The organism is Bacillus cereus group sp. MG20 (assembly GCF_040459885.1).
In the GTDB taxonomy this organism is placed as follows: Bacteria; Bacillota; Bacilli; order Bacillales; family Bacillaceae_G; genus Bacillus_A; species Bacillus_A cereus.
Map to the genome: position 1 here is coordinate 1362827 of NZ_JARVHF010000001.1, position 19272 is coordinate 1382098.

The following is a 19272-nucleotide window of genomic DNA, read 5'->3' on the forward strand; positions in this document are numbered from 1 at the left end:
TATTTACATTACTTAAATTATTTTACAATGTGAATTGGCATTCCAAGAGCAACTTCAGCTGCTTCCATTGTGATTTCACCTAATGTTGGGTGAGCATGGATTGTTTGAGCGATATCTTCAGCTGTCATTCCAGCTTCGATAGCTAAACCAATCTCAGAGATAATATCAGAAGCACCTGCACCTGCAACTTGAGCACCTACAAGAAGACCATCTTCTTTACGTGTTACAAGTTGTAGGAAACCGTCAGTGCTGTTTAATGATAATGCACGACCGTTAGCAGCGAATGGGAACTTAGATACAGTTACAGTCATTCCAGCTTCTTCAGCTTGTTTTTTAGTGTAACCAACAGATGCTAATTCTGGATCAGTGAAGCATACTGCAGGAATTCCGATGTAATCGATAGCTGATGCATGGCCACTAATTGCTTCTACAGCTACTTTACCTTCGTAAGAAGCTTTGTGAGCTAATGGTGGTCCAGGAACGATATCACCGATTGCATAGATGTTTGGTACATTTGTACGACATTGCTCATCGATTTCGATGATGCCGCGGTCAGTCATTTTAACTCCAACTTGCTCAAGACCGATTTCTTGAGTGTTTGGACGACGACCTACAGTTACTAATACGTAATCTGCTTCTACAGTTTGGATTTCACCTTTAACTTCAAAGCTAACTTTTACGCCAGTTTCTGTTTCTTCAACGCCTTTAGCCATAGCTTTTGTATGGATATTTACGTTACCTTTTTTCTGTAGAGCACGTTTAACAACAGAGCTCATAGCTTTTTCGAAACCAGCTAAGATTTCGTCGCCAGCTTCTACTACAGTAACTTCTGTACCGAAGTTAGCATATGCAGTACCTAATTCCATACCGATGTAACCGCCGCCGATTACAACAAGTTTTTTAGGAATTTCAGGTAAGCTTAAAGCACCTGTAGAGTTGATAACACGTTTAGAGTATTTGAATCCTGGAATTTCGATTGGTGTAGAACCAGTTGCAAGAACAGCATTTTTAAACGTATAAGTTTGAGCTGCATCTTCAGTCATAACGCGTAATGTATTAGCATCTACGAAGTAAGCTTCACCGCGAATGATTTCAACTTTGTTACCTTTAAGAAGGCCTTCAACACCGCCAGTTAATTTCTTAACTACGCCGTTTTTCCATTCTTGAACTTTTGTAAAGTCAACTTTTACGTTCTCTGCAGTGATACCCATGTCATCAGAATGCATTGCATTCTCATAACGATGACCTGCATTGATTAACGCTTTTGAAGGAATACATCCAACGTTTAAGCATACGCCACCAAGGTTAGCTTTTTCAATGATTGCTACCTTTTGACCTAATTGTGCTGCACGAATTGCCGCAACGTATCCACCAGGACCTGCACCAACAACGACTGTATCTAATTCAATTGGGAAATCTCCTACTACCATTGTTATTACGCCTCCATTACTAATAATTGTGGGTCATTCAATAGACGTTTAATTTGGTTTAACGCTTTTTGAGCAGTTGCGCCGTCAATTAAACGATGGTCAAAGCTTAGAGATAATGCTAATACTGGAGCTGCAACGATCTCACCATTTTTCACAACTGGTTTTTCAGCGATACGGCCGATACCAAGGATTGCTACTTCTGGGTGATTGATAACTGGAGTGAACCATTGTCCACCTGCAGAACCAATGTTTGTAATTGTGCAAGAAGCACCTTTCATTTCAGTTGGAGCTAGACGACCTTCACGTGCTTTACCAGCAAGATCATTGATCTCGTTAGAAATAGTGAAGATAGACTTACGATCTGTATCTTTAACAACTGGTACTAATAGACCTTTGTCTGTATCAGCTGCGATACCGATGTTGAAGTAATGTTTATGAACTACTTCTTGAGATGCATCGTCTAAAGAAGTGTTTAACATTGGGTATTCACGTAATGCAGATGTTAAAGCTTTAACAACGTATGGAAGGTAAGTTAATTTAATACCTTTGTCAGCTGCTACTGCTTTGAACTTCTTACGGTGAGCAACAAGCTCAGTTACATCAACTTCATCCATTAATGTTACGTGAGGAGCTGTATGCTTAGAGTTAACCATTGCTTTCGCAATCGCTTTACGGATACCACTCATTTTCTCACGAGTTTCTGGATATTCACCAGCTGGAATTGGTTGTGCTTTTGGTGCTTCTTCTTTCGCTGCTGCTGGAGTAGCTTCTACTGCTGCTGGAGCCTCAGTTGCTGCTACAGTTTGTCCACCATTTGCAAATGCATCGATGTCAGCTTTTACGATACGGCCGTTCTTACCAGTACCAGCTACTTTATGAATGTCTACACCTTTTTCACGAGCGTATTTACGAACAGATGGCATAGCGATTACGCGCTCATTTACTACTTCTGCAGTTGCTGCTGGAGTAGCTTCCGCTGCTGGAGCTTCTACTGCTGCTTCTTCAGCTTTTGGAGCTTCATCATGATCGTCACCTTTAAATTTAAGGTTTTCGTATCCAGGAGCATCAAATTTAATTAATGTATCTCCTACGATTGCAACTGTTCCTTCTTCTACAAGTACTTCAAGTACTTTACCTTTAACAGGAGAAGGGATTTCTACTACTGCTTTATCATTTTGCACTTCAAGAAGTACATCGTCTTCATTTACTTCATCGCCTGGTTTAATAAACCATTTTACGATTTCACCTTCGTGGATACCTTCACCGATATCTGGTAGTTTAAATTCAAATGCCACGGAATTCAGCCCCCTGATTCATTTCATTATTATGGAATATGTACAAAAGAAACCAGCATGTGCTGATTTCTTTTGCACATGAAAAACTAAAAATTAGAAGTTCATTACTTTGTTTACAGCTTCAACAATATCCTTGTGGTTTGGTAACCATACGCTCTCTGCTTGAGAGAATGGGAATACTGTATCAGCAGCTGCAACACGTACAACTGGAGCTTCTAAGTTTAAGATTGCACGGTCGTTAATTTCCGCTACAACGTTAGCTGCAATACCAGCTTGTTTTTGAGCTTCTTGAACTACAACTACGCGACCTGTTTTTTCAACAGAAGCGATGATTGTTTCGATATCTAATGGTTGAACTGTACGTAAGTCAACAACCTCTAAAGAGATACCTTCTTTTTCAAGTTCTTCAGCAGCTTTTAATGCAGCGTGAACCATAGCACCGTAAGCGATAACAGATACATCTGTACCTTCACGTTTGATATCAGCTTTACCTAAATCAATTGTGTATTCGCCTTCTGGTACATCTTGACGGAATGAACGGTACAATTTCATATGCTCTAAGTAGATAACTGGATCGTTGTCACGAATCGCAGAGATTAAAAGACCTTTAGCATCGTATGGAGTAGATGGAATAACAACTTTTAGACCAGGTTGTTGAGCCACTAATCCTTCTAAGCTATCAGCATGTAGTTCAGGAGTATGAACACCACCACCGAATGGAGAACGAACTGTTACTGGAGCAGTCCAACGTCCACCAGAACGGTAACGCATACGAGCCAATTGACCAGAAATTGAATCCATTACTTCAAAAACGAAACCGAAGAATTGGATTTCTGGAACTGGACGGAATCCTTCAAGTGCAAGACCAACTGCAAGTCCACCAATACCAGACTCTGCAAGTGGAGTATCCATTACACGATCTTCACCAAATTCAGCTTGTAAACCTTCAGTAGCACGGAATACACCACCGTTTACACCAACGTCTTCACCAAATACAAGTACGTTAGGATCATTTTTCATTTCAACGCGTAAAGCATCAGTGATTGCTTGAATCATTGTCATTTGAGCCATGGCTTACTTCGACTCCTTTTCTTTGTAAATTTCATATTGTTCAGCTAAGTTGTAAGGCATTTTTTCGTACATGATTTCCATTAAATCAGTTACTTTTTGTTTTGGAGCTTGGTCAGCCTTAGCAATTGCTTGTTTGATATCTTCTTTTGCTTCTTCGATTACTGTCTCTTCAACTTCTTGAGACCATAGGCCTTTAGCTTCTAAGAACTTACGGAAGCGTACGATTGGGTCTTTTTGTTCCCATTCGTTTTCGATATCTTTTGTACGGTAACGAGTTGGGTCATCACCAGCCATTGTATGTGGACCGTAACGGAATGTTAAAGTCTCGATTAAAGTAGGGCCTTCGCCATTTACTGCGCGCTCACGAGCGAAAGCAGTTGCTGCGTATACAGCTAATGGATCCATACCGTCTACTTGAATTCCGTAAATACCTGCTGCTACTGCTTTTTGTGCTACAGTTTTAGCTGCAGATTGCTTTTCTACTGGAGTAGAAATTGCATAACGGTTGTTTTGAACAACGAAGATTGCTGGAGCTTTGAATGCACCTGCAAAGTTCATACCTTCGTAGAAGTCACCTTGTGAAGCACCACCGTCACCAGTGTAAGTAATTGCAACAGATTTTTTACCACGTAGTTTCATACCTAACGCAACACCAGCAGTTTGGATGATTTGCGCACCGATAATGATTTGTGGAGCTAATGCATTTACATTCTCAGGCATTTGGTTACCCATGAAGTGTCCACGAGAGAATAAGAATGCTTGGTATAATGGTAATCCGTGCCATACTAATTGTGGTACATCACGGTATCCTGGTAAGATGAAGTCTTCTGCTTCAAGTGCGAAATGACTCGCTAATTGAGAAGCTTCTTGTCCAGCTGTAGGTGCGTAGAAACCTAAACGTCCTTGACGGTTTAAAGAAATAGAACGTTGATCTAATACGCGTGTATACACCATACGACGCATTAATTCTTTTAATTGATCATCAGATAATTCAGGCATAGCTGCTTCATTCACAACTTCACCGTTTTCATTTAAAATTTGTAATGTTTCAAATTGAGCTGCGATAGCTTTCATTTGCTCATCAACATTAAATAGGGTCTTTTTTGTTTTAGTACCCATTCCGTTCACCTCTTCCTCTCTTGAACCATATTCTGAAACGCTTTCACTGGCTATTTTCCAGTTTAAAAAGCGCAACGATGTAAACCAACATGTTTGTCTGTCGGTTGAGAATAATTTTGTGTACCTAACAATCTGTACTAATGTTTTTTCAGAAACATATTAATACAATCTTGATCACGTTTTTTAGTTTACAACTATTCTAATTACGATGTCAATTACTTTGAATACGTTTTTTTATAAATAATATGCAGGTTTCTACTACACAAACGTGTTTTTATTTTTTACATCTGTATTAGTAAGCATTGACCTACTGTTATATTATTCCCTTTTTCACTTATTTTTTCTCTTAGAATAATATGTAAACGATTTAATTCTCTTTAGTTTTTCTCTCTTCGTAACAAAAATATACAAACTACTCTTCCTTTTTTAGGTAAATACCTATACATTTCCCCCCTCTCTTCCATACATTATAGTAACCGCAGTATTAGCGGGAAATGATAAAGGAGGTCATCTCATGTACGGATACTCATATTGCTATCCAACTTGTTCATATCCTTCCTACGGTTATGGCGGTTCTTGTGGCGGGTCTGGACGCGGCTTCGCCTTAATCGTTGTGTTGTTTATTCTTTTAATTATCGTTGGTGCTGCTTGCATTCGCTAATGTAAAACGAAACAACTATGGAAAGAAAAAGACGGCTTTGCCGTCTTTTTCTGTTTATCACATACATAACTACTCTATAATAGAACGATTTCCAAAATGCCTACCCTTTCTTGCCGATGACTTTTTCCATCTCCTTTGGTAGACTAAAGAGGAAAGGAGAGATTACATATGCTTACAATGAAAGATGTTATTCGCGAAGGAGATCCTATTTTGCGCAACGTTGCAGAAGAGGTGTCATTACCGGCAAGCGAAGAAGATACAACTACCTTAAAAGAAATGATTGAATTCGTAATAAATAGCCAAGATCCTGAAATGGCTGAAAAATATAGTTTACGCCCTGGAATCGGATTAGCGGCTCCGCAAATCGGTGTTTCAAAAAAAATGATTGCAGTTCATGTAACCGATGCGGATGGTACATTATATAGCCATGCATTATTCAATCCAAAAATCATTAGCCATTCTGTTGAACGTACATATTTACAGGGTGGTGAAGGCTGTCTATCTGTAGACCGCGAAGTACCTGGTTATGTTCCTCGTTATACAAGAATTACAGTAAAAGCAACTTCTATTAACGGCGAAGAAGTAAAATTGCGTTTAAAAGGTTTACCAGCAATCGTATTCCAACACGAGATTGACCATTTAAATGGCGTTATGTTCTATGACCATATCAATAAAGAAAATCCTTTTGCCGCTCCTGATGATTCCAAACCTCTAGAGCGATAATAATAAAGAGGCGGAAGTAAATCTTCCGCCTCTTTATTATGAAATGGGTTCCATATTCACTTATAGCAATCCAGCCCACTTTAGTCCATGATATATACCGTCTTCACTAACATCCTTTGTCACATGATTTGCAAGTTTTTTCAAGTCTTCATGGCCATTTCCCATCACAATACCTGTGCCAACGGCTTCGATCATTTCTAAATCATTTAAACCATCTCCAAATGCATACACTTGATCACGATTAAAACCTAACTTTTCAATGTATTTCTCAATTCCTTTTGCCTTAGAACCACCATTCGGAATGATATCCATTGAATATGCATGCCAACGAATAAAATGAAAATCTGGATAATGATTAATAAACTTTTCCTCTTCATTTACTTCACAAAAAAGTAGTGTTTGATAAATATTACGTTCCTCATAAAAATTAGGCTCATATGGTGGATGCTCAAAGTTTAAGCTTCCAAAGCCTTCTTTCACATAATCATGATATTCCACTGATGCTCTCATATCTTGATGGTCAAGATATACAAGTGGATATCCTTCTTGTTTTGCAAACTGAGTAAACTTATGTAAAGCATCTGGATGTAACGGATTATTAAATATTACCTCATCTTCAAAGACAACGTATTGTCCATTAAAACTAACATAATTATGTATATCAAGTTCCTTACGAATATCTTCGAACATAAATGGCGCGCGCCCTGTCGCAATTGCTACATGTACACCTTTTTCTTGTAACTGTTTTACTGCATCTCGTGTAGATTGTGGAATTTTTTTATCATGATCTAATAATGTTCCATCAATATCAAAAAAGACAATTTTATCATTCATTTGTCAAAATCCTTTCTGGCACTCTATATTCCTATTTTGAATATCACTTTTCAAATTCTAAAAAAAAGTATAACATATTAAACATCTGTGAAGAAAGCGTTCCCTTTCTGACCTTATTTGTAAACTTTGCATATATATATTAGTAAAACATGTGGATACTTGTTCGGATGAATTTTCTTTTCCATTCTTCCTCATACTATACCTATAACTAACGGCTACTAATCGTTACTATAGAATAACTTTCACTGTATGGGAAAGGACAAGACTCACCATTCACTTTTGTCCTATCTCTTATATCAGAGATAGAATTTTCACTAGTAATATGCATGTTTAAAATAAGGAAAGGAAGGAGTAATCATGCTGAAGAAGCTGAAGAAAAAGCTCAAGCGTTATTTAAACGGTCTAGTCCGTAAAAAGACAATCGCTTAAATTGTGCCCATTTCGGGCTTTTTCTTCATTCTCATTCGAAAAAACATGAAAATCGTGACTGTTTGCTTTATAATAAGTAACAGATAATGCAAAACATAGACAAGGAGAGGTTTTCCAAATGATTTTTAAAGTATTTTATCAAGAAAAATTAACTGAGGTTCCAGTACGTGAAAATACAAAAGTTTTATATTTAGAGGCTACGTCTGAAAAGGATGTTCGTACAAAATTAAATAAGTTCGCATATAATATCGAGTTTGTTCAGTCTGTTACTGGCGCTCATCTTGAATATGAAAAAGAAAACGCTGATTTAACATTAGCGGAAATCGTATAGCGATATGAAATTTCTAAAAAACGACCAAGTTGCTGTATTTGCTCTCGGTGGGCTTGGTGAAATCGGTAAAAATACATACGCTGTTCAATTTCAAGATGAAATTATTATAATTGATGCTGGAATTAAATTTCCAGAGGACGAACTTCTCGGAATCGATTATGTAATACCAGACTACACTTATTTTGTGCGAAACGAAGATAAAATTAAAGGGTTATTCATTACACATGGTCACGAAGATCATATCGGCGGAATCCCTTACCTATTACGTCAAGTGAACATCCCGATTTACGGCGGAAAATTAGCAATTGCACTCATCAAAAACAAATTAGAAGAACACGGCTTACTTCGTAAAGCAAAACTTTACGAAATTCAAGAAGATGACGTTATTAAATTCAAAAAAACGTCTGTATCCTTCTTCCGTACAACTCACAGTATTCCAGATTCGTACGGCGTTGTTGTGAAAACACCTCAAGGTCAAGTTGTTCATACAGGTGATTTCAAATTTGATTTCACACCAGTTGGTGAACCAGCTGATTTAACAAAAATGGCTGAAATCGGTAAAGATGGCGTGCTATGTCTATTATCTGATAGTACGAACAGTGAAGTTCCAAACTTTACTATGTCTGAGCGTCGCGTTGGTGATAGCATTCAAGACATTTTCCGTAAAGTAGACGGACGGATTATATTCGCAACCTTTGCATCAAATATTCACCGCTTACAACAAGTTATTGAAGCTGCTGTTGAAAACAACCGTAAAGTAGCTGTGTTTGGTCGAAGTATGGAAGCAGCGATTGAAATCGGACAAAACCTTGGTTATATTCGTTGCCCGAAAGATACATTCATAGATGCATCTCAACTAAACCGCTTACCAGCTAATAAAGTTGTTATTTTATGTACAGGTAGTCAAGGTGAACCGATGGCAGCACTTTCACGTATTGCAAACGGTACACACCGCCAAATTCAAATTATTCCTGGAGATACAGTTGTTTTCTCTTCTTCACCAATTCCAGGAAATACAATTAGCGTAAGTCGTACAATTAACATGTTGTACCGCGCTGGCGCTGATGTAATTCACGGGAAACTTTCAAATATCCATACAAGTGGACACGGTGGACAAGAAGAACAAAAGTTAATGTTACGTCTAATTAAACCGAAGTACTTCATGCCAATTCATGGTGAATATCGTATGCAGCGTATGCACATGAACATAGCAAATGATTGTGGTATCCCTGAAGAAAATTGCTTCATTATGGATAATGGCGATGTTCTTGCTTTACGTTCTGATGAAGCTAGCGTAGCTGGAAAAATCCCATCTGGTTCGGTCTACATTGATGGAAACGGTATTGGGGATATCGGCAATATCGTATTACGAGATCGTCGTATCCTTTCTGAAGAAGGACTTGTAATTGTAGTTGTAAGCATTGATATGAAAGAATTTAAAGTTGCAGCAGGACCTGATATCATCTCACGCGGTTTCGTTTACATGCGTGAAAGCAGCGATTTAATCAATGATGCACAAACATTAATTACAACTCATTTAGAAAAAGTAATGGAGCGTAAAACAACACAATGGTCTGAAATTAAAAATGAAATTACAGACACATTAGCTCCATTCCTATATGAGAAAACGAAACGCCGTCCAATGATTTTACCAATCATTATGGAAATATAAGAAAAAGGACAATGCTATGAAGGCATTGTCCTTTTCTTTTCTCTTATCTTAAAAAGTGTTTAAATCGATCCACTTCATCGTCATGACCAATGACAATTAATATATCTCCTGCTTGAATATTCTCCGTAGCCCGAGGGGATACGATAACTTCTTTACCTCGTTTAATTGCTACAATATTCAATCCAAACTTCGCACGAATATCTAATTCAATTAAAGAGTGCCCATCAATTTTTTTATTCGCAATAATCTCTACAATACTATGCTCATCTGAAAGCTCAAGGTAGTCTAAAACATTGCTTGATGCAATATTATTAGCAATCCTTTTCCCCATATCACGTTCTGGATGCACAATATGATCTGCACCTATTTTACTTAACACTTTTTCATGATAATCATTTTGAGCTTTTACAGTAATATTTTTTACACCCAACTCTTTCAAAATCAAAGTAGTTAAAATACTTGAATTTAAATTATCTCCAATAGCAACGACTACGTGATCAAAATTTCGAATACCAAGGCTTTTTAATACCATCTCATCTGTTGAATCTGCAATTACAGCATGCGAAGCTATATTTGCAAATTCATTAATTTTATCCTCATCTGAGTCGATTGCCATTACTTCCATACCTAATTGAGCTAGTTCTCGGCAAATACTTCCACCAAAGCGACCAAGTCCAATGACAGCAAATTCTTTTTCTTTCTCACCCACAGGAATTCCTCCAATAACTTCAAGTACTATTTATTTTCAGTGTAACACACTTTATATGCGTCACAAAAACTGTAATTAGCTCTTATTTTTGTTTTTGTATATAAAAATATTGTTGCAAGTAAAAAGCGATACCAACAAGTAACATAGCAAATACAAATATATTTCCAAACGAACTAAATGTTTCAAAAACGAATAATAATGTTTCTTGACCAAAAAAGGCAAATAGAAGCTGTATGAATGCAAATAACAACGCCCATATGTAATGATGTTGATGGAATAAATAATGCGTTGCACCTAAAAAAGCAATAAACGAAAAGATAAAGATCCACCAATTTTCTAAAAATAGTTGCCAACTAGAAAATTGATATCCATTTACTAATATCGCAATAAGCGCGATAACTGCCATCGTCGGCACACTCCAAAATAATGCCCGTCCTCTAAAGAAACAAGTGCCTTTAACATCTCCTTTTTCATGTGCAATATAAGTTAGTACTACTGTGCTTATATACAAAACAGAAAGAATTGTTAAAACGATAATAAGCCAAAAATGTAATTGATAATATTCATGTTCTATATTTGTCACGATTGCAGCTAACATGCATGGAATTAACATTCCCGTCCAACCATCTACTTTTCTTTCATTCCAAAAGACCGTATTACCAATCCTTATTCCTAACAACATAAAAATAATGATACCCAATACAAATAACGTAGTTTTATTCCCTACTAAACTCGTTGAGAAAGCAATTAATCCAATAAATAAAAAGAGCACAAACCCATTCATAATTTCTAGTACAGGTGATAAATATCTCTTCACCCATTTGTATGTTTCGTCATATTCATTATTATCTACTAAACGATAGGCATAAAAACTTATCCCAAAATAAACCGCCGCAATAATAACATACGCATATAAGACGAAACATAAAATCGCACTGCTAATTTGCACGTAATTCCCCACCCTTTTTTCTATGTTTCACATTGATTTTACACACTTTTCATACTAAAAGTAAACATATATAAGTTAGTCAAATAATTAATAATGAGCAGTGGCTAAAAACCCCCTGCTCATTATTAAAACAGTCCAATTAACTTTATTCTTTCATTTGTATGTAAATGTCTAAAATCAATCTATACGAGCGTTACTTACACCTCATAACAAAAAGTTTTTTGGAACCTTCAATAAAGCGGAAGTTTTATTTTCTATTCCCTTTCCACTTTACATATTGGCTTAAAAATGTAATTGCCTTTTCAATCACTTCTTCGTCTGGTTTTAATTTCGCATGATGTAAACCATATTCTGAATTTACTCCAAGCCAAAACATAAATCCAGGGATTTCTCGAAGCATATAACCAAAATCTTCACCTGTCATTGCCTCAGTACATGTAATAACATTCATATCTGTTTGTTTATGTACAAATTGCATAAACTCTCTTGTTAACTCTTCATGGTTATATACTTGATGATACATTGCTCCGTAATCTATAATCGCCTCACACTGGAAAGAAGCTTCGATACCTGCAACAATTGCCTCAATTCTGCTTTTCACACGCTTCATTGATTCCACTGATAATGTTCGAATCGTTCCTTCTAAACGAGATTTTTCTGCAATAATATTTTGAACCGTACCACCTGTAATTTTCCCGATTGTAATTACTGCACTATCAAGAGGATTTACATTGCGACTAATAACGGATTGAAGCTGTGTAACAAGATGACTCGCTGCAACAATCATATCATTTGCAGTATGCGGATAGGCAGCATGGCCACCTTTCCCTTTTAAATCAATATATAATTCTGAAGTATTAGCAAATAACAGTCCTTCTTTCGTTGCAATTGTCCCTACAGCGTATTCTGGTGCAATATGAAGACCAAGAATTATATTTGGTTTCCATTCTTTTAACTCTTCACTTTCTAACATAGGAAGAGCACCGCCTGGTCCTTCTTCTGCTGGCTGGAATAGAAATACAAGGTCATCATCTATTCTTTCGCTCACAGCTTTCGTTAGAAGGCCTAAACCGATTGTTGTATGTACATCGTGGCCACATGCATGCATCATTCCTTCATGAATAGAAGCAAACTCATATCCAGTTTCCTCTGTAATTGGCAGACCATCTATATCTGCACGATAACCTATTATTTTTTCTGGATTTTTTCCATTTACTTTAACGATTACACCCGTTTTCCATGTCTTCACTTCCACAAATTCAAGAGAAAGTGTTCCTATATAATCTAAAATATACTGTTGTGTTTTCCATTCCTTAAATCCAATTTCTGGAATTCTATGTAGATCTCTACGAATTTGGACAAATTTGCTTACTGTCATTTTTGCACCTCTATCTATAAAAAGCGTAAGAGCCCATTTACGCTCTTACGCTTTTTTTACTTTTTATTTCTCTGGGTTTAATTGACGAAGCTCTTGTTTAATTTCTGTTTTTGCTTTTGTCTTCTCATCAATTTCTTTAATTACACGTGCTGGAGTACCTGCAACAACTGTGTATGGAGGCACATCTTCTGTTACAACAGCTCCTGCTGCTACAACTGCACCTTTACCAACTGTAACACCCTCTAAAACAACTACGTTTGCACCGATTACTACATCATCTTCAACGATAACTGGTTTTGCAGAAGGTGGCTCAATAACACCTGCAAGTACAGCACCTGCACCTACGTGACAGTTTTTACCGACTGTTGCACGTCCACCAAGTACTGCGTTCATGTCGATCATAGAACCTTCACCAATTACAGCACCAATGTTAATTGTTGCATTCATCATAATTACAGCGTTGTCACCAATTTCAACATGGTCACGAATAATAGCACCTGGCTCGATGCGAGCTTTAATACCTTTTAAATCAAGCATTGGAATTGCAGAATTACGACGATCGTTTTCTACAACGTAGTCAACGATGTGCTTATTATTCTCATCAAGAATTGTCTTAATTTCAGACCATTCTCCGAATAATACACCTGATTTTTTATTCACAAATGCTTGTACTGTTTCAGGGAATGTTACTTCTTTTAAATCCCCTTTTATGTATACCTTTACAGGAGTTTTCTTTTCACTTTTTTGAATAAACGAAATAATTTCGTTAGCGTCCATCATTTTCATTCTTGTTGCCTCCTAAATCCATTTATAATGTTACTCTACCAAACGAAAGAGCGAGTAGCAAGATAATAATCTTATTTTTCCCTTTGAATTTCTTCTATAATTTCTAAAAATGCTTGTACTTGCTTCAACTGCCTTGCCGAGTCACTTGTTAACAACCATGTTTCTCTCGTCAGTTGAACAGGTGTTTTATACATATTTTCCTGTACTTCCTTTAAAACAGTAGAAGGTAAAAGGGCGTAACCTATACCATTTAAAACAAGTTGTTTGCATGTTTCAATTTGGTCAACTACAATCGTTCGCTTAGGCGGATTAGAAAATAAACCATACCACCAATTTTGTATTTGTCCATAATAAGTTGAGTCACTTTTAAATTGAATGAACGGTCTATTTGTTTCTTTTAGCATCGAAATATCTTTTATTTCTTTATCAACTAAATACAGTTCATCTTCAAATAATTGTTGCTTTTGACCTTTATATTCTTGTGTTCCCCTCAGTATAGCAACATGAACGTCTCCTTCATAAAACTGCTTTTGCACTTCACTACTCCATCCAGTAAACAGCGATATCTTTACAGAAGGATATTTATGCACAAACTTTTTCAAAACAGGAGGGAGCCAATATTGACCAATAACTGATGCAACAGCTATTTTTAAAGTTCCATGAGTTTCCGTTCTAAAAACAGCTAGCTCACTTTTTATATCCTCTTCCTTTTGCAGCATTTCTTTGGCATAATTTGCAACTTTTTCCCCTTCAGGTGTAATTGTCAATCCTTTTTGTGAGCGAATAAAAAACTTCATTCCCCATTGTTTCTCCATAGATTGTAATCGTTGACTCAGCGCAGGTTGGGAAACAAATAAACGTTCCGCCGCTTTTCTCATATTTGATTCCTGAGCTAACACAACCATCATTTGAAAATCATCAATTTGCAACTTTCTCCCTCTTTCCTTAGCTTCCATACACCTTATTCCATTAAGCTTTCATTCAGAAAATACAATTTTTCAGCGCAAACTTCCCTTATGTTTTATGTCTTTTTTAATATAATACATACACAAGTGATATGCACGAAAAAAAAGTGACTTCTTCGTTTCTATGAAGTCACTTTTCTCACGTTATCGATTATGTTGCCTTACTTTCTTATTCAACAATTTTAAAATAGCCCGACGTGTTAAAATCCCCTCAAAATAGCCTTCTTCATTAACAGCGCAAATAAAAGGATGATCAATTGTCATTTCTAAAGCTTTTGCAAATGAATCTTCTAATTTAAGAAAAGGTATATCTTCCTTCATCACCTGCTCTACTTTCATATCATCAAGTCTTTCAAACTCAATACGCTCTAATCCTAACATACCATCTAATATCATGGCCGTACTAATCAAACCATGTAATTTATACATTGGATCTAAGACAGGTATCGCCGAATATCCAGATTTCACAAGAACGAGTAAAGCATGTTCTAAACCATTTCCAATTTGGACATGAGCTACTTTTTCCGATGAAATCATTAAATCCTTCACAAGAATTTGTTGAAATTCGTCTTTCGGAATACTAATCATATTACATCCCCCATTTTCCCTTTTTCCTGCTTATGTTCATAACTCTATTCACATTTTATGACAGCGTTTTCATATTATTATTTTGTCCTAAATTTATTTCAATAAAAATACAATCACACAGCTATTTTAGCATACAGCACAAAAAAAAGACTACCATTCCGGTAGCGCTTAATACCCTTTATTTTTTAATCTGTAAAATAACCTTGTGATTTTTTTATATTGCATCACATCTGTCTGTTTCAAACCATTCTCAATGTCCGTAAGTTCCACAGCTAAAATTTCACTTGCATAATTTTGCTGAAATAAAATATCTAGTAGTAAACTTTCTTCTTCCTTCGTTAAAACAACTTCCCTTTGCATATACCCCTCTCCTTACACTCGCATCGTTACTCACTCTTATTATATAAAAAATTTAACCTATTTAATAGATGTAATATTCAGTTTTTGCCAAAAGATATGTAGCAATTATAAACATACAAAAAATCATTTCGTATATCGATTTGCATAACTAAACGCCGCATAAGCATCCGGCTTAATTTTTGCAGTTAATCCCATCGCTCGAATTTTTTCTGTCATATCTAAAATAAATTCTCTTGTTAAACCATCATTCCCAATGTCTAAATGAATTTCCATTATGAATCCAGCCCCATCTTGAGCATAAGGATGCAATAACTCCCATATTGTTTGTATATGAGTAGGCGTAAATAGACATGCGATTTCTTGACTAAACTGCGTTTCTAAATATATTTTCTCACGTAAGGTCGCTGGCTTATCTTTTACTGATCTATGGTGTAAACAACCCCAGGCACCTTTTCCAACACGATGAATATGGATTGCTGTAATAAACCTCGTATCCTTTTGATGCGCTTGCGAGTCTGTCCCAATGGATAATCGATACAAATTTCGCGGATCCTTTTCAATGAAACTACAAATACGGTTAAAGACCATATCAAAATTTAAATGTCTCTCTGAAACATTGTAAAATTTATGTGCACCGTCCACAGAGTCACGTCCTTTCAATTAGACAGACTTTTCGTATTCTCATTGTATGGGACAAAAACTAAAATTATAACTTCCTATCCTTTATTCGTTTCAATATTTCGAATTACAAAGTGACAAACTTGACACGTATAAATTACATTTTGATTAGATTGAGCCGTTAATACATGAATAATCTCAGCAGAACTTTGACAATTAGGACAAATCACAACTGGTAAACGTTCCATACGATAACCTCCTAGTTATATTTCTCCCGCTATTTGCAGAACCCAGCAATTGTGAGAAGTTTAGCTTCACATATTCACCCGGTTGACGGGACTACTTATCCACATGGATAAGCAAACTTGCACGGATTAAATTTTCATTTTAATACCATTGTAGGAAAAATAAAAAACTTCTATACATTACGCTGGAAAGTAATAGAACTAAAAAAGGTACTGCCATATGGCAGTACCTTTTTTATATGTATCAAGAAATGATATCGTAAATCTCAATTGCAACCATGTCGATATTATCGAATTGGTACACTTGAGGTTTTTCACCTTGTTGATACACTTCTAACTCATACATTTCACTTTTATCGAAAAATTTCACGCTACATTTGCGCTCACCGTTCACTTCAAAATAGCGTTGTGCTACTTCACCGCTTTCAGCTTGTTCTTGTAGACTAACAAGTCGAGTTAAAATTCCTTGGAGTAGAGACATGAAATCTCTCCTTTCTCTGATCTTCCTACCAATAGGTTTTACAGCTATACTCATTCTATCCGTCATAACAGAAAAAATGTTCCACACTCTAGGATAAAGGTTATTAGCCAGAAACTCAACTAAAATTTGTCGAAATGCGAAGGAAAAAACAGAAAGAACATATTTCCCCTTCTTTATTGCGGTTTTTATACTGGAAGAATATAATAAAAAACAGAAAAAGGGAGGAATTACAATGAAAAAAATTGAGGTTTATACACAACCTGATTGTCCGCCATGTGTTATTGTGAAAGAATTTTTGAAGCATAATAACGTTGCATATGAAGAATTTGACGTAAAAAAAGACGCTGCTGCTCGCAACCGTCTTTTAAACGACTATGATTCCTATTCAACTCCAACAGTCGTAATTGATGGCGAAGTAGTTGCAGGTTTTCAAATTGAAAAGTTACAACAACTACTCAATATAGAATAGGAATAGGTAAATACCTATTCCTATTCTTATCCCGCTGTTTGTAGGTAGTAAAACTCCCACTAATTAAAAGTTTCACTTTATAATTGTTGCAACCTTTTTATTTCAGTTAAAAGTTCCTGACTTTCATGATATCCTGCTAACTTCCATTTATCTTGATCCCTTTTCAATGTTACAATTTGATATTGTCCACTTTTTGTCCGCTCATATACATATAAATTTTTATGCTCTTGATCATACGACATTTTCGTTTCTGAATTAAAAGAAAACGGCGCTTCTTTTGCCGGAAGTAAATATTCACCACTTTGTTTATCACTTCTGCTATTTTCATCTGTAAATACTTGAAGGAAATTATCTGTAAAATACGGTGATAACGTCTCTATCATCTTATTCATCGGCAAATGCTTCCCACGAATTGAAAACTGGGTTTCATAGCCTTTTTGTATCGTTGTAAATACTTCTTTCCGATCCACTTCCACTTCCTCTTTCCCTAAAACAGTCGTAACACTATAACCAACTAGAAAGGCAACACATACAAATAGAACAAGCCATATTCCATATTTCCTCATTTTTTCACCTTCCTTTTAAAAGAACTTGTCTTTGTAGTATTCATTGTAACAATGATTATGCAAAGAAAGGACAGATTTCGTTCGTAAAATCTTTACAACGATAGACAGCATTTTCATCACCATTTTCACTATTACCAATTTATGATAAAAACAAACAAAAAATGCACTAATCTCTTCGTGCATTAAAATAAAACATCTTCTTCATATAAATATTCATATGATAAATCTATAAATAAAAAGTTGTCATCATCTATTGGGAAAGAAAATGTTCGTACCATTTCGCCCGTTTCGATATCTGCATATAAATCTGAAAGCCTTGCCTTATTCTCAAAACGCATTTTCATGATATTCTCGAGAAAATACGGGCGCCAACTCCAGTTCTTCATATAATAATCCGGCATCACAATCCATTCTCCATCTTTTTTCATAACATTTCCTGATTGTTGGAAACCATCTTCATTACAAATAAATATGCGAAAACTATACTGTGATACACTTTGACTAAATTGTAATAACCAATCATTGATATCTTCATTCTTTTTTTGTTTTGATAAAACATCGCCAATGCGATCGCGTAACATCTCTGTTAAATTATAAATTTTTTGTAACTTCTTCTTTTCATGTTGAATAAACTGATGACATTCATTACCAAGTCGCTCTTTCAAAACATTCGTTTCAATAAAATCAGGTAAACATTCTTTCAAATAATTACCTTGATAATATCTTCCGCCGTTCTTCCAAGCATATTGCAGTTGATAAAAAGCATCTATTTCTTCATATAACAAAGTTGCACCAATTCTTCTAGCAAGTAATGATAAAGAATATAAAATATCTTGATAAGATTGTAAAAGTGCTGTTTGCCTTAAGTTCGTTAAATCTACTTTTAAAATATCAGGTGCTAACACGCTAATACGCTCTAAATTACTTGTGCCCGTTCCGACCTTATTAATCGAAATTTGAATACCATATGTACGATAATACATAAGCAAATGATTAAATTGCTCTATATCTTCTTTACATTCATGCTCTGTAATCTCTAAAACAATTTGTTTTAAATTTAAACCTTGTTCTTCATACCTCAATAAAAGTTGAAGCAAGCTTTCATCATCATCATTCATTAATACATTAGCATTCCGATGTATAAATAATAATAATTTTTGATCGCTTTCTAAATAACGATTTAAAGCTTTTTCTACTATAATATTATCCGCTTCCAGTTGAAATTCACTTGGAATCGAATCATCGTGAAAGAAAGAAGCTAAACTTTGTATGCCCTCTTCTGTTTGAATACGTCCTACTACTTCATATCCAATTACAGTATGCTCATCAGCACTAAAAATAGCTTGATAATAAGGAAGGACTTTATCCAAGTTACTCATTACATCTAATGCATCTATCAACGTGCTTCCCTCCCTTTACTTTTCAAAAATTATAACATGATATTTACGGAAAAATAATAAAAAATCCCTTCAGTTTTCCTGAAGGGATTAGAGGGGTAAAATGCTAAGGGGAATTAGCAATTCTACTATGAAGAAAAAAGAGGTCTTAAATATAACGTATATATGACCTCTTGTAAACACTTTTCTTTCATAT

General features: G+C 35.7%; 22 protein-coding genes. 5 read left to right on the forward strand and 17 right to left on the reverse strand.

Annotation, left to right across the window (positions count from 1 at the left end; all coding sequences use genetic code 11):
- Nucleotides 1-17: 17 nt before the first annotated feature.
- The 4 genes from lpdA to pdhA all read right to left on the reverse strand — a co-directional run bounded on the left by lpdA (nucleotide 18) and on the right by pdhA (nucleotide 4915).
- Nucleotides 18-1430 carry a dihydrolipoyl dehydrogenase gene (gene lpdA, locus QCI81_RS06810; protein ID WP_000260104.1) on the reverse strand — a complete coding sequence of 471 codons (1413 nt, stop codon included), beginning with the start codon at nucleotides 1428-1430 and terminating at the stop codon, nucleotides 18-20.
- 5 nt (nucleotides 1431-1435) lie between these two features.
- The gene (gene pdhC, locus QCI81_RS06815) at nucleotides 1436-2725 is read right to left on the reverse strand and encodes a pyruvate dehydrogenase complex dihydrolipoyllysine-residue acetyltransferase (RefSeq protein WP_000863420.1); all 1290 of its coding nucleotides are present in this window, start codon (nucleotides 2723-2725) and stop codon (nucleotides 1436-1438) included.
- A gap of 93 nt (nucleotides 2726-2818) precedes the next feature.
- Complete coding sequence (gene pdhB, locus QCI81_RS06820) at nucleotides 2819-3796, reverse strand: pyruvate dehydrogenase complex E1 component subunit beta (protein ID WP_000068163.1); 978 nt, start codon at nucleotides 3794-3796, stop codon at nucleotides 2819-2821.
- A gap of 3 nt (nucleotides 3797-3799) precedes the next feature.
- Nucleotides 3800-4915: a pyruvate dehydrogenase E1 component subunit alpha gene (gene pdhA / locus QCI81_RS06825; RefSeq protein ID WP_000536895.1), complete on the reverse strand. Its 1116-nt coding sequence runs from the start codon at nucleotides 4913-4915 to the stop codon at nucleotides 3800-3802.
- A 514-nt stretch (nucleotides 4916-5429) separates the two neighbouring features.
- Here pdhA and QCI81_RS06830 point away from each other — a divergent pair.
- Nucleotides 5430-5576: a YjcZ family sporulation protein gene (locus tag QCI81_RS06830; protein ID WP_000274562.1), complete on the forward strand. Its 147-nt coding sequence runs from the start codon at nucleotides 5430-5432 to the stop codon at nucleotides 5574-5576.
- A gap of 168 nt (nucleotides 5577-5744) precedes the next feature.
- Nucleotides 5745-6299: a peptide deformylase gene (gene def / locus QCI81_RS06835; protein ID WP_000957048.1), complete on the forward strand. Its 555-nt coding sequence runs from the start codon at nucleotides 5745-5747 to the stop codon at nucleotides 6297-6299.
- Nucleotides 6300-6359: 60 nt separating this feature from the next.
- Here the strand turns inward: def and QCI81_RS06840 are convergent, their stop codons facing one another.
- Nucleotides 6360-7133 (reverse strand): Cof-type HAD-IIB family hydrolase, encoded by a 774-nt coding sequence (locus QCI81_RS06840; protein WP_090977163.1) that lies wholly within the window; start codon nucleotides 7131-7133, stop codon nucleotides 6360-6362.
- A gap of 547 nt (nucleotides 7134-7680) precedes the next feature.
- On the opposite strand from QCI81_RS06840, the gene QCI81_RS06845 reads away from it, so the two are divergent.
- Together QCI81_RS06845 and rnjA are read left to right on the forward strand one after the other, a co-directional pair.
- Nucleotides 7681-7893: a DNA-dependent RNA polymerase subunit epsilon gene (locus QCI81_RS06845; protein WP_000576435.1), complete on the forward strand. Its 213-nt coding sequence runs from the start codon at nucleotides 7681-7683 to the stop codon at nucleotides 7891-7893.
- 4 nt (nucleotides 7894-7897) lie between these two features.
- Nucleotides 7898-9565 (forward strand): ribonuclease J1, encoded by a 1668-nt coding sequence (gene rnjA, locus QCI81_RS06850; protein ID WP_000670375.1) that lies wholly within the window; start codon nucleotides 7898-7900, stop codon nucleotides 9563-9565.
- Nucleotides 9566-9608: 43 nt separating this feature from the next.
- Here rnjA and QCI81_RS06855 read toward each other — a convergent pair whose 3' ends face one another.
- The 10 genes from QCI81_RS06855 to QCI81_RS06900 all read right to left on the reverse strand — a co-directional run bounded on the left by QCI81_RS06855 (nucleotide 9609) and on the right by QCI81_RS06900 (nucleotide 16644).
- Nucleotides 9609-10274 (reverse strand): potassium channel family protein, encoded by a 666-nt coding sequence (locus QCI81_RS06855; protein WP_000504032.1) that lies wholly within the window; start codon nucleotides 10272-10274, stop codon nucleotides 9609-9611.
- Nucleotides 10275-10356: 82 nt separating this feature from the next.
- Nucleotides 10357-11223, reverse strand: coding sequence for a cytochrome d ubiquinol oxidase subunit II-related protein (locus tag QCI81_RS06860; RefSeq protein WP_023522927.1), 867 nt, complete (start codon nucleotides 11221-11223; stop codon nucleotides 10357-10359).
- A gap of 247 nt (nucleotides 11224-11470) precedes the next feature.
- The gene (locus QCI81_RS06865; protein ID WP_000218677.1) at nucleotides 11471-12601 is read right to left on the reverse strand and encodes an N-acetyldiaminopimelate deacetylase; all 1131 of its coding nucleotides are present in this window, start codon (nucleotides 12599-12601) and stop codon (nucleotides 11471-11473) included.
- 63 nt (nucleotides 12602-12664) lie between these two features.
- Nucleotides 12665-13387 (reverse strand): 2,3,4,5-tetrahydropyridine-2,6-dicarboxylate N-acetyltransferase, encoded by a 723-nt coding sequence (gene dapD, locus QCI81_RS06870; RefSeq protein WP_000783241.1) that lies wholly within the window; start codon nucleotides 13385-13387, stop codon nucleotides 12665-12667.
- A gap of 71 nt (nucleotides 13388-13458) precedes the next feature.
- Nucleotides 13459-14343, reverse strand: a complete 885-nt coding sequence (locus tag QCI81_RS06875) for a transcriptional regulator CcpC (protein WP_002094125.1) — start codon at nucleotides 14341-14343, stop codon at nucleotides 13459-13461.
- A gap of 153 nt (nucleotides 14344-14496) precedes the next feature.
- Complete coding sequence (cbpB, locus tag QCI81_RS06880) at nucleotides 14497-14940, reverse strand: cyclic-di-AMP-binding protein CbpB (protein WP_000623573.1); 444 nt, start codon at nucleotides 14938-14940, stop codon at nucleotides 14497-14499.
- Nucleotides 14941-15108: 168 nt separating this feature from the next.
- On the reverse strand, nucleotides 15109-15300 hold the full coding sequence (abbA, locus tag QCI81_RS06885; protein WP_001188692.1) for an antirepressor AbbA: 192 nt from the start codon (nucleotides 15298-15300) through the stop codon (nucleotides 15109-15111).
- A gap of 123 nt (nucleotides 15301-15423) precedes the next feature.
- Complete coding sequence (locus tag QCI81_RS06890; RefSeq protein ID WP_000348490.1) at nucleotides 15424-15942, reverse strand: ribonuclease H-like YkuK family protein; 519 nt, start codon at nucleotides 15940-15942, stop codon at nucleotides 15424-15426.
- A gap of 74 nt (nucleotides 15943-16016) precedes the next feature.
- A complete protein-coding gene (locus tag QCI81_RS06895) occupies nucleotides 16017-16166 on the reverse strand; it encodes a hypothetical protein (RefSeq protein WP_000440540.1) in 150 nt (49 codons plus the stop codon).
- A gap of 241 nt (nucleotides 16167-16407) precedes the next feature.
- On the reverse strand, nucleotides 16408-16644 hold the full coding sequence (locus QCI81_RS06900) for a YkuJ family protein (protein ID WP_000055151.1): 237 nt from the start codon (nucleotides 16642-16644) through the stop codon (nucleotides 16408-16410).
- Between the two features lie 232 nt (nucleotides 16645-16876).
- Here QCI81_RS06900 and QCI81_RS06905 point away from each other — a divergent pair, with 232 nt between their 5' ends.
- Entirely contained in the window at nucleotides 16877-17113 is a 237-nt protein-coding gene (locus QCI81_RS06905) for a glutaredoxin family protein (protein WP_000717873.1), read from the forward strand.
- 77 nt (nucleotides 17114-17190) lie between these two features.
- Here the strand turns inward: QCI81_RS06905 and QCI81_RS06910 are convergent, their stop codons facing one another.
- Nucleotides 17191-17679 carry a DUF3993 domain-containing protein gene (locus QCI81_RS06910; protein ID WP_001233805.1) on the reverse strand — a complete coding sequence of 163 codons (489 nt, stop codon included), beginning with the start codon at nucleotides 17677-17679 and terminating at the stop codon, nucleotides 17191-17193.
- Nucleotides 17680-17861: 182 nt separating this feature from the next.
- The gene (locus tag QCI81_RS06915; RefSeq protein ID WP_000564307.1) at nucleotides 17862-19079 is read right to left on the reverse strand and encodes an EAL domain-containing protein; all 1218 of its coding nucleotides are present in this window, start codon (nucleotides 19077-19079) and stop codon (nucleotides 17862-17864) included.
- Nucleotides 19080-19272 lie beyond the last annotated feature (193 nt).

Excerpts from the sequence above, each read along its gene's own strand:
- QCI81_RS06865 (WP_000218677.1), bottom strand. The coding sequence starts at position 12,601 with ATGACAGTAAGCAAATTTGTCCAAATTCGTAGAGATCTACATAGAATT.
- pdhA (WP_000536895.1), bottom strand. The coding sequence starts at position 4,915 with ATGGGTACTAAAACAAAAAAGACCCTATTTAATGTTGATGAGCAAATG.
- QCI81_RS06845 (WP_000576435.1), top strand. The coding sequence starts at position 7,681 with ATGATTTTTAAAGTATTTTATCAAGAAAAATTAACTGAGGTTCCAGTA.
- QCI81_RS06830 (WP_000274562.1), top strand. The coding sequence starts at position 5,430 with ATGTACGGATACTCATATTGCTATCCAACTTGTTCATATCCTTCCTAC.
- lpdA (WP_000260104.1), bottom strand. The coding sequence starts at position 1,430 with ATGGTAGTAGGAGATTTCCCAATTGAATTAGATACAGTCGTTGTTGGT.
- QCI81_RS06910 (WP_001233805.1), bottom strand. The coding sequence starts at position 17,679 with ATGAGGAAATATGGAATATGGCTTGTTCTATTTGTATGTGTTGCCTTT.
- cbpB (WP_000623573.1), bottom strand. The coding sequence starts at position 14,940 with ATGATTAGTATTCCGAAAGACGAATTTCAACAAATTCTTGTGAAGGAT.
- def (WP_000957048.1), top strand. The coding sequence starts at position 5,745 with ATGCTTACAATGAAAGATGTTATTCGCGAAGGAGATCCTATTTTGCGC.
- QCI81_RS06875 (WP_002094125.1), bottom strand. The coding sequence starts at position 14,343 with ATGGAAGCTAAGGAAAGAGGGAGAAAGTTGCAAATTGATGATTTTCAA.
- QCI81_RS06840 (WP_090977163.1), bottom strand. The coding sequence starts at position 7,133 with ATGAATGATAAAATTGTCTTTTTTGATATTGATGGAACATTATTAGAT.
- QCI81_RS06895 (WP_000440540.1), bottom strand. The coding sequence starts at position 16,166 with ATGGAACGTTTACCAGTTGTGATTTGTCCTAATTGTCAAAGTTCTGCT.
- QCI81_RS06900 (WP_000055151.1), bottom strand. The coding sequence starts at position 16,644 with ATGTCTCTACTCCAAGGAATTTTAACTCGACTTGTTAGTCTACAAGAA.
- pdhB (WP_000068163.1), bottom strand. The coding sequence starts at position 3,796 with ATGGCTCAAATGACAATGATTCAAGCAATCACTGATGCTTTACGCGTT.
- dapD (WP_000783241.1), bottom strand. The coding sequence starts at position 13,387 with ATGAAAATGATGGACGCTAACGAAATTATTTCGTTTATTCAAAAAAGT.
- rnjA (WP_000670375.1), top strand. The coding sequence starts at position 7,898 with ATGAAATTTCTAAAAAACGACCAAGTTGCTGTATTTGCTCTCGGTGGG.
- abbA (WP_001188692.1), bottom strand. The coding sequence starts at position 15,300 with ATGCAAAGGGAAGTTGTTTTAACGAAGGAAGAAGAAAGTTTACTACTA.
- QCI81_RS06905 (WP_000717873.1), top strand. The coding sequence starts at position 16,877 with ATGAAAAAAATTGAGGTTTATACACAACCTGATTGTCCGCCATGTGTT.